Origin of the sequence: Curtobacterium sp. MCLR17_044 (genome assembly GCF_003234435.1) — a bacterium.
GTDB lineage: Bacteria > Actinomycetota > Actinomycetes > Actinomycetales > Microbacteriaceae > Curtobacterium > Curtobacterium flaccumfaciens.
The window spans coordinates 43480-57471 of the sequence record NZ_QKTC01000018.1; the positions used below are offsets into that span (position 1 = coordinate 43480).

A 13992-nucleotide genomic window follows, 5' to 3' on the forward strand; every position below is an offset into this window, starting at 1 on the left:
TCCGTGCGTACCCGACACCAGCGGCTGATCGGGCTGGCGGAGCGGGCCCTGCTCCACCAGCCGGACGTCGTGCCGGACAGCATTCTGTTCGAGTGGGGCGACCACCGCGGACGCGACTGGGAGCAGACCCTCACCGTGCACTACGACGTCGGTGGCGGGAGCGCCGGCCCCCACCACCGGCACCACTACTTCATCTGACGGAGCGCTGCAGCCGGTCCGCCAGGAACGCCGCCTGACGCTCCCAGTGCCGGAAGCCGCCGCCCTCGTGCCCGTTGTACGGGTACACGACGATCTCGCGGTCGGTGGAGCCGAGGGCGTTGAACGCGGCGAAGGTCGTGCGCGGCGGCACGACGTCGTCCATCAGCGCGACCGAGAACAGCGCCGGGGCGGTGATGCCGGCGGCGTGGTTGACCCCGTCCAGGTACGCGGCGGTCGCCCACACGGTGCCGGCCGCGTCGCGGTGGACGGCGAGGTACTGCGCGAGCTCCACGTACGGCCCGCCGACCGCGACGTCGGTGCCGTTCCGCCAGTCGGCCAGGAACGCCACGTCGGGCAGCACCGCGACGAGCGGTCCGACGTGTGCCTCGACCAGGGCCGCTGCGGCGATCGTGATGCCGCCGCCCTGGCTGCCACCGGTCAGGGCGATGCGCTCGGGGTCGATCCCGGGCAGCGTGCGCACCGCCTCGACGAGCCGCACGGCGTCGGTGTAGACGCGGCGGTAGTAGTGGTCGGCGGGCGAGCCGATGCCGCTCGTCATCCAGCCGCTGGCGTGCGGTGCGGAGCCGTGCGGGTCCGGGGTGTCGCCGCCGGCCCACCCGGAGCCCTGGCCGCGGGTGTCCATCACCACGTGCACGTACCCGGCGAGGGCCCAGTGCACGCGCTCGCCCGGGCGACCACGGCCACCGCCGTAGCCGAGGAACTCGACGACGACCGGCAGCGCGCCCGGGTCGTCGGTCACGGGACGGTTGACCCACGCCCGCACCGGGTCACCGGCGAACCCGGGGAACGTCAGGTCCTCGACGACGAGCCCGGTCACCGGGGTCTCGGCCGGCACGAGGGTCGTCTCGAACCCCTCGCCCGCGGTCCGGGCGGCGGCGATCGTGTCCGCCCAGAAGGCGTCGAAGTCAGCGGGACGACGGACGTCCGAGTGGTGGGCGCGGAGCGCGTCGAGGGGCAGGTCGGTCAGTGGCATGGGTGTCCTCCGGGGACGATGATGCCCCCGGCGCCCTGGTGGAGGGCGCCGGGGGCGGGGAGTGTCGGATCCGGTGCGTCGGTCAGCGCGCCGCGGCGCGGTACTGCTCGAGCACCTCGGGGTGCGGGTCGGACGGCACGGTGGTCGTCGCGGTGTCCCACGTCGGCAGGGCGCCGGTGAGCGCCCACGCGGCCTGCTTCGCAGCACCCGCGGCGACGTACTCGCCGGGCTCCGGCACCAGGACGTCACGGCCGAACACCTGTGCGGCGACGGCGCGGACCGCCGGGTTCCGCGCAGCGCCGCCGATGAGCAGCAGCCGCTCGACGGTCACCCCGGTGTCCTGCACCGCGGCCAGTCCGTCGGCGAGGGCGCAGAGCATCCCCTCGACGGCTGCCCGGGCCAGGTGCGCCCGGTCGGTGGTCGCCGGCGTCATGCCGAGCAGCGATGCGGTCGCGTCCGGCCGGTTGGGCGTGCGCTCGCCGACGAAGTACGGCACCAGCACGAGGCCGTCGGCCCCGGCCGGCGCCTGCAGCGCCAGCTCGCCGAGTGCGTCGTGGTCGACGCCGAGCAGGCCGCCGATCACCTCGAGCACGCGGGCCGCGTTGAGCGTCGTGACGATCGGGAGGCGCGACCCGGTCCCGTCGGCGAAGCCCGCCACGGTCCCGCTCGGGTCACGCACCTCGGCGTCGCTGACCCCGAAGACCGTGCCGCTCGTGCCGAGGGACACCGCGACGTCACCCGGGCCGAGACCCAGGCCGAGCGCTGCCCCGGCGTTGTCGCCGAGTCCGGCGCCGACGACGAGGCCGGACCGGGCGACCGCGCCGCCGGGCAGTTCGACGTCGGTGGACAGGGTGCCCATCGCCTCGTCGGGAGCGACCACGCGGGGCACGACCACGGCGTCGTCGTCACCCATCGACGCCGGCCGCATCGGCCGCCCGAGCGCGAGCTCGAACAGCTCCGGGTCGTACTCGCGGCGCACCGGGTCCCAGTACCCCGTGCCGCTGGCGTCGGACGCATCCGTCGCCAGGGCTTCGAGGTCGGGGCCGAGCGGGCTCTCGTCCGCCGGTCCGTACCCGCGGAGCCGCCACGACAGCCAGTCGTGGGGGAGCGCCACGGCCGCGACGCGGGCCGCGTTCTCGGGCTCCGCGTCACGGAGCCACCGCAGCTTGGTACCGGTGAACGACGCGACCGGCACCAGCCCCGTCCGGGCGACCCACGCCTCCTGGCCGAGCTCGTCGACCATCTGCGCGGCCGCGTCCGCACTGCGGACGTCGTTCCAGAGCAGGGCGTCGCGGACGACGCGGCCGTCGGCGTCGAGCGCGACCATGCCGTGCTGCTGCCCGGCGATCGCGGCGGCACCGACGTCGTCGAGGCCACCGGCGTCCGCGACGGCGGCACCGAGCGCGTCCCACCAGTGGCGGGGGTCGACGGCGGTGCCGTCCGGGTGGGACGCGCGTCCCTCGCGGACGACCGCACCGGTCGCGGCGTCACGGATGGTGACCTTGCAGGACTGGGTCGACGAGTCGACCCCCGCGACGAGTGCCATCAGTTCTCCTCGGCGGCAGGCCGCCTCGGCGCGCAGAATGCGGCCGCTGGCGCGTCCGCGTTCAATTCCGCGCGCCCATGAGGTGCTCCATCGCGAGCTGCTGCAGGCGGACGAAGCCGAAGCCCTTGCCGCCGAAGTACGCGTCGGCGTCGAAGTCCTCGTAGGCGGAACGGTCGGCGAGGAACGTGTCGTACGACTCGCCGTCGTTCAGCGTCGGCGTCGACAGCTCGCCGACCTTGGAGGCCTCGAGCGCTGCCTGCACCTCGGGGTCGGCACGGAACGCCTGCGCACGCTCCTTGAGGAGCAGGTACATGCGCATGTTGGCCGACGCGGAGTCCCAGACGCCGGTGATGTCCTCGGTGCGGCTCGGCTTGTAGTCGAAGTGGCGCGGGCCGTCGTACGCCGGGCCGCCCTGCGGGGCGCCGTGCTCGAGCAGGTCGACGAGCGAGAACGCGTTCTGCAGGTCGCCGTGACCGAACACCAGGTCCTGGTCGTACTTGATGCCGCGCTGACCGTTGAGGTCGATGTGGAAGAGCTTGCCCTGGTAGAGCGCCTGCGCGATGCCGGCGGTGAAGTTCAGGCCCGCCATCTGCTCGTGGCCGACCTCGGGGTTGATGCCGAACAGCTCGGGGCGCTCGAGCGTCTCGGTGAAGGCGATCGCGTGGCCGAGGGTCGGCAGGAGGATGTCGCCGCGGGGCTCGTTCGGCTTCGGCTCGATGGCGAACCGGATGCCGTAGCCCTTGTCGGTGACGTACTGGGCGAGCAGGTTGACGGCCTCGCGGTACCGCTCGAGCGCTGCCTGCACGTCCTTGGCGCTGTCGTACTCGGAGCCTTCGCGGCCACCCCACATCACGAACGTCGACGCGCCGAGCTCGGCGGCGAGGTCGAGGTTGCGGAGCACCTTGCGGAGCGCGAAGCGGCGGACCTGCCGGTCGTTCGAGGTGAAGCCGCCGTCCTTGAAGACCGGGGCCGAGAACAGGTTCGTCGTGACCATTGGCACGACGAGCCCGGTCGACTCGAGGGCACCCTTGAGGCGGTCGATCTGGGTCTGGCGTTCGGCGTCGGTGGAACCGAACGCGAACAGGTCGTCGTCGTGGAAGGTCAGGCCGTAGGCCCCGAGCTCGTCGAGCTTCTCGACCGCCTCGACCACGTCGAGGGCGGGTCGGGTCGGCCCGCCGAAGGGGTCGGAGCCGTTGTAGCCGATGGTCCAGAGACCGAAGGAGAACTTGTCTGCACGGGTGGGCGTCGTTGCCATGGTGGTCACCGTTCGTCGTCGAAACAAAATGTTGCCGCGCCCAACATAAGCGGTAGTGTTGGCTGTGGCAAGCACGTGATCGCAAAGGAGCGAGCGGATGGCAAGTGAGTCGACGGTGCAGCAACGACTGCGGGTCGCGATGGTGGGGCACGGCTTCATGGGAGCCGCACACTCACAGGCGTGGCGGACCGCCCCCAGGTTCTTCGACCTCGGAGCCGAGCCGGAGATGGCGGTGATCGTCGGGCGTGATCCCGAACGCACCGAGGCCGCTCGGCAGCAGTACGGCTGGCAGTCGGCGTCCACCGACTGGCGTGCCGTCGTCGCCGATCCGGACATCGACGTCGTCGACGTCGTGTCCCCGGGGTCCTCGCACGTCGAGATCGCGATCGCCGCGCTCCAGGCCGGCAAGCACGTCCTGTGCGAGAAGCCGCTCGCGAACACCGTCGCCGAGGCCGAGGCGATGACCGCCGCCGCCGATAGCGCCCGTGCACAGGGTGTCCGGGCGATGGTCGGGTTCAGCTACCGCCGGGTGCCGGCCATCGCGTTCGCGCGGCAGCTGGTGCAGGACGGGCGGATCGGCACCGTGCGCCAGGTCCGCGCGCTCTACCTGCAGGACTGGCTGGCGGACGAGGACGGCCCGATGACCTGGCGCCTCGACAAGTCGCTCGCCGGCTCCGGTGCGCTCGGTGACATCGGCGCGCACGCCATCGACCTGGTCGAGCACGTCACGGGCGCGTCGCTCGCCACCGTCTCCGGCACGCTCGAGACCTTCGTGACGGAGCGTCCGCTGATGGCCGAGGGGGTCGGGCTCTCCGGCACCGCGTCGAGCGAGCGCGGGCAGGTCACCGTCGACGACGCCGCGTTCTTCACCGCCCGCCTGGGTGGCGGCGCGGCCGACGGTGCGATCGGCACGTTCGAGGCCACGCGCTACGCGACCGGGCGGAAGAACGGTCTGACGCTCGAGATCAGCGGGTCCGAGGGCGCGATCCAGTTCGACCTCGAGGCGATGAACGAGCTCCGGCTGTACGAGTCGAACGCCCCGGCGGGGGAGCAGGGGTTCCGCCGCATCCTCGTCACCGAGCCCGAGCACCCCTACATGGCCGCGTGGTGGCCGACCGGGCACCTCATCGGGTACGAGCACACCTTCAGCCACCAGGTGAAGGACTTCGTCGACGCGATCGTCGCCGGCACCGACCCGTCGCCCTCGTTCGCCGACGGCCTGCACGTGCAGCGGGTCCTCGACGCGGTCGAACGCAGCGCCGCCGCCGGCAGCACCTGGACGGCGACGTCGTGAGCGCCGCCGAGCAGACCCGCCAGGCGCTCGTCGTCCGCGGCGGGTGGGACGGCCACCAGCCCGTCGAGACCACCGACCTGTTCGTCCCGTTCCTGCGCGAGAACGGGTTCGAGGTCCGGGTGTCGGACTCGACGGTCGTCTACGCCGACGCCGCCGTCATGGACGAGGTCGACCTGATCGTGCAGGTCGTCACGATGTCGACCATCGCCGACGACGAGTTCGCCGGGCTGCAGCGCGCGGTCCTGGGCGGCGCCGGACTGGCCGGCTGGCACGGCGGCATCGCGGACGCGTTCCGGAACACCGCCGACTACCTGCACATGGTCGGTGGCCAGTTCGCCCACCACGCCGGCAAGCACCCCGACGAGCGCGTCGGGGAACAGTCCGACAACTACATCCCGTACACGGTGCACCTCACCGACCTCGGGCACGAACACCCGATCACGCAGGGCATCGAGGACTTCGACCTCGTCACCGAGCAGTACTGGGTGCTGTCCGACGAGTACAACGACGTCCTCGCGACCACCACCCAGGACGCGCGCGACTTCGACGCCTGGAACCGCCCGGTCACCGCACCGGCGATCTGGACACGGCAGTGGGGCGAAGGCCGCGTGTTCGTCTCCGCACCAGGGCACCGCCTCGAGGTCGTCGAGTCGCAGCCACTCCGCACCATCATCGAACGGGGACTCCTGTGGGCAGCACGGTGAACGAACGAGCACTGCGGGTCGGCGTCGTCGGCGTGGGCGTGATCAGCCAGCAGTACTTCGAGCACTTCCCGGCGCTGCCCGGGCTGTCGCTCGTGGCGGTCGCCGACCTCGACGTCGCCCGCGCCCAGCAGGTCGGTGAGGCACAGGGCGTTCGCGGCACCACCGTGGACGACCTGCTCGCCGCCGACGACGTCGACGTGGTGCTCAACCTGACGATCCCGGCCGCGCACGCCGACATCGCCACCCGGGCCCTCGCCGCCGGCAAGCACGTCTACGGCGAGAAGCCGCTCGCGATGTCCACCGCCGAGGCCGCACCGGTGCTCGAAGCAGCCCGCGCCGCCGGCCTGCGCGTCGGCAGTGCCCCGGACACCGTCCTCGGTACCGGCATCCAGACCGCACGGGCCGCCCTCGACGACGGCGCGATCGGCACCCCGGTCGGTGCCGCCGTCGCCTGGAGCGCCCCCGGGCACGAGCTCTGGCACCCCGCGCCGGCGTTCTACTACCAGCCGGGCGGCGGACCGCTCCTCGACATGGGGCCGTACTACCTGACCAGCCTCGTCACGTTCTTCGGGCCGGTCGTCCGGGTGAGCGGCAGCGCCACCCGCTCCACCCGTGCACGGACGATCGCCACCGGGCCGAACGCCGGCACGTCGATCCCGGTCGACATCGACACCCACGTCGTCGCGATCCTCGAGCACGAGGGCGGCGTGGTCTCCACCGTCACCGTCTCGTTCGAGGTGTGGGCCACCCGCGCCCCGCTGTTCGAGGTGTACGGCACCGCGGGCACGCTGGGCGTCCCGGACCCGAACCGGTTCTCGGACACCGTGTCGATCGCCACCGCCGACGACCGCTCGTGGCGCGACCTGCCGGTCGCCGCCGGGTACGCCGACGCCGGCCGTGGTTACGGCCTCGCCGACATGGCGCACGCGATCGCGACGGACCGGCCGCACCGAGCCTCCGGCGACCTCGCGTTCCACGTGCTCGAGGTCATGGAGGCGGTCTCCGCCGCCGCCCGAGACCACTCGGTCGTCGACGTGCACTCGCGCGTCGAGCGACCCGCCACCGTCCCCGCCGGGTCCGCACCCGGATCATGGTGACGGAACCCGACCACCGCGAAGAAGGACGACGACGATGACGACGACGGACGCGAGCGACACGACGGAGACGACCCGGGCCTCCAGGCCGGTCACCCTGTTCACCGGACAGTGGGCCGACCTGCCCTTCGAAGAGGTCGCCCGGCTCGCCGGCGAGTGGGGGTACGACGGGCTGGAGATCGCCTGCTGGGGTGACCACCTGGACGTCCGGCGCGCCGCGACCGACCCCTCGTACGTTGCCGAGCGCAAGGCGATCCTGGAACGCAACGGGCTGCAGGTCTGGACGATCGCCAACCACCTGGTCGGCCAGGCCGTGTGCGACGACCCCATCGACCAGCGGCACGAGGACATCGTCCCGCCGCACGTGTGGGGCGACGGCGACCCCGAGGGCGTGCGGCAGCGTGCGGCCGAGGAGCTGCAGTGGACCGCCCGTGCCGCTGCGGCGCTCGGCGTCGACACCGTCACCGGCTTCTCCGGCTCGTCGATCTGGAAGACCGTCGCCGGGTTCCCGCCCGTGCCCCCGGGGATGATCGACGCCGGGTACCAGGACTTCCACGACCGCTGGTCACCGATCCTCGACGTCTTCGAGGAGGTCGGGGTCCGGTTCGCGCTCGAGGTGCACCCGTCCGAGATCGCCTACGACTACTGGACCGCTGCGCGGACCCTCGAGGTGTTCCGCGACCGGCCGGCGTTCGGGTTCAACTTCGACCCGTCGCACTTCGTCTGGCAGGACCTCGACCCCGCGGCGTTCCTGCTCGACTTCGCCGACCGGGTGTACCACGTGCACTGCAAGGAGTCGGTGAAGCAGCTCGACGGGCGCAACGGGCGGCTGTCCTCCCACCTGCCGTGGGGCGACCCCCGGCGCGGGTGGGACTTCGTCACCGCCGGCCACGGGGACGTGCCGTGGGAGCGGGTGTTCCGCGTGCTGAACCACATCGGGTACACCGGACCGACCAGCGTCGAGTGGGAGGACGCCGGCATGGACCGGCTCATCGGCGGGCCCGAGGCGCTGGCGTTCGTCCGGCAGCTCGGTACCATCGCGCCGCCGGACGCTTCGTTCGACGCCGCGTTCTCGCAGTCGCGCTGACCGGCCGACCACGACCGCAGGACCCCACCCACCACCGAGGAGGACCCATGGCACGGCAGCCCACGGCGACGCCGGGCAACGCCGCGCGCGTCCTCCGGCTCGTCCACGAGGACGGCCCCGTCACCCGCGCCGAGCTCACCCGGCGCACCGGCCTGAACCGCTCGACCATCCTCGCGCTCGTCGGGGAACTCGTCGACGCCGGGCTCGTGCACGAGGAGACGCCGGCCGCGGGGACCCCCGGTGCCGGTGTCGGACGGCCGAGCGGGGTCGTCCGGGCGTCCGCCGACGTCCTCGCCGCCGCGGTCACGGTCGAGATCGACGCCGTCGGGGTCGCCCTCGTCGGCCTCGACGGCACCGTCCGCGACCGGCTGGTCGAGCCGCAGACCACCGTGCCCACCGCGGCGCAGGCGATCGACGCCGTCGCCCGGGTCCTCGCAGCACTCCTTGCCCGCACCGGACCGGCGGCCCGGATCGTCGGGGTCGGCGTCGCCGTGCCCGGCATCGTGCGGGTCGAGGACGGCACCGTGCGCGACGCCCCGCACCTCGGCTGGCGTGACGAACCCCTCGCCGCACCGCTCGCGGAACGCCTGGGGCTGCCGGTCCGGGCCGCGAACGACGCCAACCTCGGCGCCTGGGCGGAACGGCTGTACGGCAGCGCCCGCGGCGTCGACGACCTGGTGTACCTGAACGGCGGCGCGAGCGGCATCGGCGGTGGGATCGTCAGCGCCGGCCGGCCCTTCAGCGGCGCCGACGGGTACGCGGGCGAGCTCGGGCACACCTTCGTCGCGGCGAACGGGATCCGCTGCCACTGCGGTGCGGTCGGCTGCCTGGAGACCGAGGCCTCACGCTCCGCCCTCACCGCGGTGACCGGGACCCCGCCGGACGACCTCGATGCGCTCGCCGCGGCGCTCGCCGAGGGCCGACCCGAGGTCGAGCGGGTCGTCGACCGACAGGTCACCGCACTCGCGACCGCACTGCGGAACGCCATCCACACCGTCGACCCCGAGGTCGTCGTGCTCGGCGGGTTCCTCGGTGCGCTGCTCGGACACGTCGGCGACCGGGTCGAGACCGACGTCCGGGCGCAGACGATGGCCGCGATGACCGATCGGCTCCGGATCGTCCCGGCGGCACTCGGCCGCGACGTCCTGGTCCGTGGCGCCGCCGAGATCGGCTTCGCGGAGCTGCTGCGCGACGCCACGATGCCGGCGGCACCGGCACCGGCGACCATGTCCGCGGCGCCCGCAGCCGCCCCCTCCACCACCCACACGTCCGGCCGCGACGACGCGGCCGAGGAAGCGAGAACCGCATGACCTCCACCCAGCGCACCAGCGTCCTGCTCGGCACCCAGGACCTCACCGTCGAGGACCGCCCCGTCCCCGCCGTCGACCCCGGCGACGTGCTCGTCCGGGTCGCCGCCGTGGGTGTCTGCGGCTCAGACGTGCACTACTTCCGCCACGGTCGCATCGGCGACTTCGTCGTCGAGGAGCCCCTCGTCCTCGGCCACGAGCTCTCCGGCACGATCGAGGCCGTCGGCGAGGGCGTCGACCCGTCCCGCGTGGGGGAGCGCGTGGCCATCGAGCCGCAGCGCCCCTGCCACCGCTGCGCGCAGTGCCTGGCTGGCCGCTACAACCTCTGCCCGCACATGCGCTTCTACGCGACGCCGCCGGTCGACGGGGCCTTCACCGAGTTCGTCACCATCGAGGCCGAGTTCGCGCACGTCCTGCCCGACGCCGTCTCGTTCGAGGCCGGCGCGCTCCTCGAACCCCTGTCCGTGGGCATCGCCGCTGTCCGCAAGGCGGGCATCGTGCCCGGTTCGTCGGTGCTCATCGCCGGCGCCGGTCCCATCGGCATCATCTGCGCCCAGGTCGCGAAGGCCTTCGGTGCGTCGCGCATCGTCGTCAGCGACCTGGTGCCGGAGCGTCGTGCGCGGGCCCTGGAGTACGGCGCCACCGAGGTCGTCGACCCCACCGCCGTGTCCGTCGCGTCCGACATCGTCCCCGTCGACGCGTTCATCGACGCCAGCGGTGCACCCCGTGCGGTGTCGGACGGCATCAAGGCGGTCGGTCCGGCGGGTGCCGCGGTGCTGGTCGGGCTCGGCAACTCCGAGATGACCCTGCCGGTCGAGCACATCCAGAACCTCGAGGTCACGGTCACCGGGATCTTCCGGTACACGAACACGTGGCCGGTCGCCATCGAGCTGGTCGCGTCCGGGCAGGTCGACCTCGACTCGCTCGTCACCGGCCGCTTCGGGCTCGACGACGTCCGCGAGGCCCTCGAGAGCGACACCGACCCGGAGTCGCTCAAGTCCGTCGTCTACCCCGGCGGCGTCCCGGCCTGAGCGGGCACGGTGCGGGCTGAGCCGGCCCGGGCCGCGTTGCGCGCCTGGTGCGGCGTTGCAGCCGGGCACGGTGCGCGGAAGCTCGCACCGGGTGACGACGCATGCACGGTGCGGGCGGGAGGCGCGGGCCCAGGCCGCCCCGGTCCTCCCGTCCGGCACGGTGCGCGGCTTGTCGGATGGTGCGGGCTGAGCTGCCTGGTGCGGCGTTGCAGCCGGGCACGGTGCGTGGAGGCTCGCACGGGTTGGCGATGCACGCACGGTGCGGACGGGAGGCGCGGGGCCAGGCCCGCCCCGCGCCTCCCGTCCCGCACGGTGCGCGGCTTGTCGGACGGTGCGGGCTGAGCCGCCTGGTGCGGCGTTGCAGCCGGGCACGGTGCGCGGAAGCTCGCACCGGGTGACGACGCACGCACGGTGCGGACTGGAGGCGCGGGGCCGGGCCGCCCCGCGCCTCCCGTCCCGCACGTGACCCGGAACGGGGCCACCGCCGCGTCACCGGGACGCGCTACGGTTCGCGCATGACCGCTTCACCGGCCGCCGTCGTGCCGCAGCGCACCGACCGGCGCGCGCTCGTCTCCTGGGCGCTCTGGGACTGGGGTTCCGCCGCGTTCAACGCGGTCGTCACCACCTTCGTGTTCAGCACGTACCTGGCCAGCCGGGCGTTCGTGGACCCGGCGCTCGTCGGCGACACGTCCGCGGCCGGCAAGTCAATCGTGGAGCGGGAGCTCGCGCACAACGCGGCCGTCGTGTCCACCGCACTGACCATCGCGGGGATCGTCGTGGCCCTGGTGGCACCGGCCATGGGGCGGCTCGCGGACTCGTCCGGACACCGCCGCCGGTCGGTCCTCATCGCCACCATCGGCGTCGCGCTGTCGATCGGCGGCATGGTCTTCGTCGCGCCGAGCCAGCCGTACCTGCTGCTCGGAGCTGCACTGCTCGGCATCGGCACCGTCGCCTACGAGATCGCGAGCGTCGGCTACAACGCCATGATCGGGCAGGTCGCCTCCGGGGAACGCACCGGCCGCGTCTCCGCCATCGGCTGGGCGGCCGGGTACTTCGGCGGGATCGTGCTGCTCGTCCTGCTGCTCGTGCTCTGCATCCAGGACTTCCGGGGTGACGGGGTCGTCGGCGGGCTCCTGCAGTTGCCGGCCACCGTCGCCACCGGGCAGTGGGACGTCCGCGTCGCGATCGGCATCGCCGCCGTCTGGCTGGCCGTCAGCTCGATCCCGCTGTTCCTCACCGTGCCCGAGGCGGTGCCCGACCGCACCCGCGGCGGCGGCGTGTTCAGTGCCTACGCGGACCTCGGCCGGGACATCGCGCGGCTGTGGCGCGAGCGCCGCAACGTCCTCGCGTTCCTGCTCGCCAGCGCGGTGTTCCGCGACGGCGTCGGGGCCGTCTTCACGTTCGGCGGGATCGTCGCCGCGCAGGTGTTCGGGTTCACGCCGTCGCAGGTCATCCTGTTCGCCATCGCCGCGAACGTCGTGGCCGGCATCGCGACGTTCGTCTCCGGACGCCTCGACGACCGGTTCGGGTCGCGTGCGCTCATCATGGTCTCGCTCGTCGGTCTCGCCGTGTGCGGGGTCGGGGTCTTCGCCGCCGGCAACGAGACGCAGTGGTTCTGGGTGCTCGGGCTGACCCTCGCCGTGTTCGTCGGCCCGGTGCAGTCGTCGTCCCGCGCGTACCTGGCGCGGCTGACGACCCCCGGCCGCGAGGGCGAGCTCTTCGGCCTCTACGCCACCACCGGCCGGGCCGCGTCGTTCCTCGCGCCGGCGCTGTTCGGCGTCGCGGTGACCGTCGGTGGGTCGACCCGGTTCGGGATCCTCGGCGTGGTCGTCGTGCTCATCGCCGGGCTGGTGCTGATGGCGTTCGTCAAGCGGGAACCGCAGGGCGCGCGGGCCTGATCCTCGGCGTGCGGGGTCTGCCAGAGCTCCCCGTCAGGCGGCCTGGAGGCTCGGTGCCCGTCCGTCCACAGGCTGCGGTTGTGCGCACGGTTCCGCACAGGGCCGTGGTCGCGTCGGGCGGCCCGGGCTGCGGTGCGCCAGGATGGGTGCATGACCGACCAGCGCATCGCCGTCGTCGTCCTCGCCGCCGGGCAGGGCACGCGCATGAAGTCGTCCACGCCCAAGGTGCTGCACCGGCTCGCCGGACTGCCGCTCATCGGGCACGTCCTGCGCACGGCGTCGTCACTCAGCCCCGAGCACGTCGCCGTCGTCGTGCGGCACGAGCGTGACCGCGTCGCGGCCGAGGTCGTCGAGCGCGCCCCCGACGCGATCGTCGTCGACCAGGACGACGTCCCCGGCACCGGCCGTGCGGTCGAGGTCGCGGTCGAAGCGCTGCCCGCCGACTTCGACGGCGCCGTCGTGGTGCTGTCCGGCGACGTCCCGCTGCTCGACGCCGCATCGCTCCGGCTCCTCGTCGACGCCCACGTCGGCGGCGGCAACGGCGCGACCTTCGTGAGTGCCATCGCCCCGGACCCGACCGGCCTCGGACGGATCGTGCGCGACGCTTCCGGCGCCTTCGTCAGCGTCGTCGAGCACAAGGACGCGACAGCCGAGCAGCTGACCATCACCGAGGCGAACGCGGGCATCTACGCGTTCGACGTGGCACGCCTCCGGGCGGCCCTGCCGTCGCTCACCACGGCGAACGCCCAGGGCGAGAAGTACATCACCGACGCTCCCGCGCTGATCAGCGAGCGCGGCGGGCGCATCGACGTGGTCACCCTGACCGACCCGTGGCTCGTCGCCGGCATCAACGACCGTGCCCAGCTCTCCGACGCCGCGCGTGAACTCAACGCCCGTATCGTCCGCCGCCACCAGCTCGCCGGCGTCACCGTGCAGGACCCCGCGTCCACCTGGATCGACCTCGACGTCACGATCGAGCCCGACGCAGAGGTCCTGCCCGGCACCCAGCTCATCGGCGCCACCGCGATCGCCGCCGGTGCCGTCGTCGGACCGGACACCACGCTCCGCGACACCGAGGTCGGCGCCCGCGCCACCGTGAACCGCGTCGATGCCACCCTCGCCGTGATCGGGGACGCCGCCTCGGTCGGCCCGTTCGCCTACCTGCGGCCTGGCACGATCCTCGGTGACGACGGCAAGATCGGCACCTTCGTCGAGACGAAGAACGCCCGGATCGGCCGGGGCAGCAAGGTCCCGCACCTGTCCTACATCGGCGACGCCGAGGTGGGCGAGGACTCGAACATCGGCGCGAACACCATCACCGCGAACTACGACGGTGTGCACAAGCACCGCACCGAGGTCGGCTCGAACGTCCGTACAGGCTCGCACAACGTGTTCGTCGCCCCCGTTAGGATTGGTGACGGTGCGTACACCGGTGCCGGGACGACCGTCCGCAAGGACGTTCCGGCAGGATCGCTCGCGATCAGCTACGCCCCACAGCGCAACACCGACGGATGGGTCGAGGAACACCGACCCGGCACACCGGCGGCCGAGGCTGCTCGGCTCGCGAACGGCGAATAGATCCCG

12 protein-coding genes are annotated in these 13992 nt (G+C 73.0%); 9 read left to right on the top strand and 3 right to left on the bottom strand.

The window, feature by feature from the left end; translation table 11 throughout:
* Positions 1-3 precede the first annotated feature (3 nt).
* Entirely contained in the window at positions 4-198 is a 195-nt protein-coding gene (locus DEJ04_RS13700; protein WP_111047430.1) for a hypothetical protein, read from the top strand.
* Here DEJ04_RS13700 and DEJ04_RS13705 read toward each other — a convergent pair.
* From DEJ04_RS13705 to xylA, 3 genes are all read right to left on the bottom strand, one after another.
* On the bottom strand, positions 191-1192 hold the full coding sequence (locus DEJ04_RS13705) for an acetylxylan esterase (RefSeq protein ID WP_111047431.1): 1002 nt from the start codon (positions 1190-1192) through the stop codon (positions 191-193). The genes DEJ04_RS13700 and DEJ04_RS13705 overlap by 8 nt on opposite strands.
* Positions 1193-1274: 82 nt before the next feature.
* Positions 1275-2738 carry a xylulokinase gene (xylB, locus tag DEJ04_RS13710; RefSeq protein ID WP_111047432.1) on the bottom strand — a complete coding sequence of 488 codons (1464 nt, stop codon included), beginning with the start codon at positions 2736-2738 and terminating at the stop codon, positions 1275-1277.
* A 61-nt stretch (positions 2739-2799) separates the two neighbouring features.
* Positions 2800-3993, bottom strand: coding sequence for a xylose isomerase (gene xylA / locus DEJ04_RS13715; RefSeq protein ID WP_111047466.1), 1194 nt, complete (start codon positions 3991-3993; stop codon positions 2800-2802).
* Between the two features lie 97 nt (positions 3994-4090).
* Between xylA and DEJ04_RS13720 the strand changes: the two genes are divergently transcribed.
* The 8 genes from DEJ04_RS13720 (at position 4091) to glmU (ending at position 13986) form a co-directional block, all read left to right on the top strand.
* Entirely contained in the window at positions 4091-5287 is a 1197-nt protein-coding gene (locus tag DEJ04_RS13720) for a Gfo/Idh/MocA family protein (protein WP_258371386.1), read from the top strand.
* Complete coding sequence (locus DEJ04_RS13725; protein ID WP_111047433.1) at positions 5284-5991, top strand: ThuA domain-containing protein; 708 nt, start codon at positions 5284-5286, stop codon at positions 5989-5991. The genes DEJ04_RS13720 and DEJ04_RS13725 overlap by 4 nt, the downstream gene beginning before the upstream one ends.
* Positions 5988-7088 (top strand): Gfo/Idh/MocA family protein, encoded by a 1101-nt coding sequence (locus tag DEJ04_RS13730; RefSeq protein ID WP_258371387.1) that lies wholly within the window; start codon positions 5988-5990, stop codon positions 7086-7088. Before DEJ04_RS13725 ends, DEJ04_RS13730 begins: the two co-directional genes overlap by 4 nt.
* 34 nt (positions 7089-7122) lie before the next feature.
* Positions 7123-8172 (top strand): sugar phosphate isomerase/epimerase, encoded by a 1050-nt coding sequence (locus tag DEJ04_RS13735; RefSeq protein ID WP_111047434.1) that lies wholly within the window; start codon positions 7123-7125, stop codon positions 8170-8172.
* Positions 8173-8219: 47 nt separating this feature from the next.
* Positions 8220-9482 (top strand): ROK family transcriptional regulator, encoded by a 1263-nt coding sequence (locus DEJ04_RS13740; protein WP_111047435.1) that lies wholly within the window; start codon positions 8220-8222, stop codon positions 9480-9482.
* Positions 9479-10510 carry an NAD(P)-dependent alcohol dehydrogenase gene (locus tag DEJ04_RS13745; RefSeq protein ID WP_111029621.1) on the top strand — a complete coding sequence of 344 codons (1032 nt, stop codon included), beginning with the start codon at positions 9479-9481 and terminating at the stop codon, positions 10508-10510. The genes DEJ04_RS13740 and DEJ04_RS13745 overlap by 4 nt, the downstream gene beginning before the upstream one ends.
* Before the next feature lie 515 nt (positions 10511-11025).
* On the top strand, positions 11026-12408 hold the full coding sequence (locus DEJ04_RS13750) for an MFS transporter (RefSeq protein ID WP_111047436.1): 1383 nt from the start codon (positions 11026-11028) through the stop codon (positions 12406-12408).
* 150 nt (positions 12409-12558) lie between these two features.
* Positions 12559-13986 (top strand): bifunctional UDP-N-acetylglucosamine diphosphorylase/glucosamine-1-phosphate N-acetyltransferase GlmU, encoded by a 1428-nt coding sequence (glmU, locus tag DEJ04_RS13755; protein ID WP_111047437.1) that lies wholly within the window; start codon positions 12559-12561, stop codon positions 13984-13986.
* Positions 13987-13992: the final 6 nt, after the last annotated feature.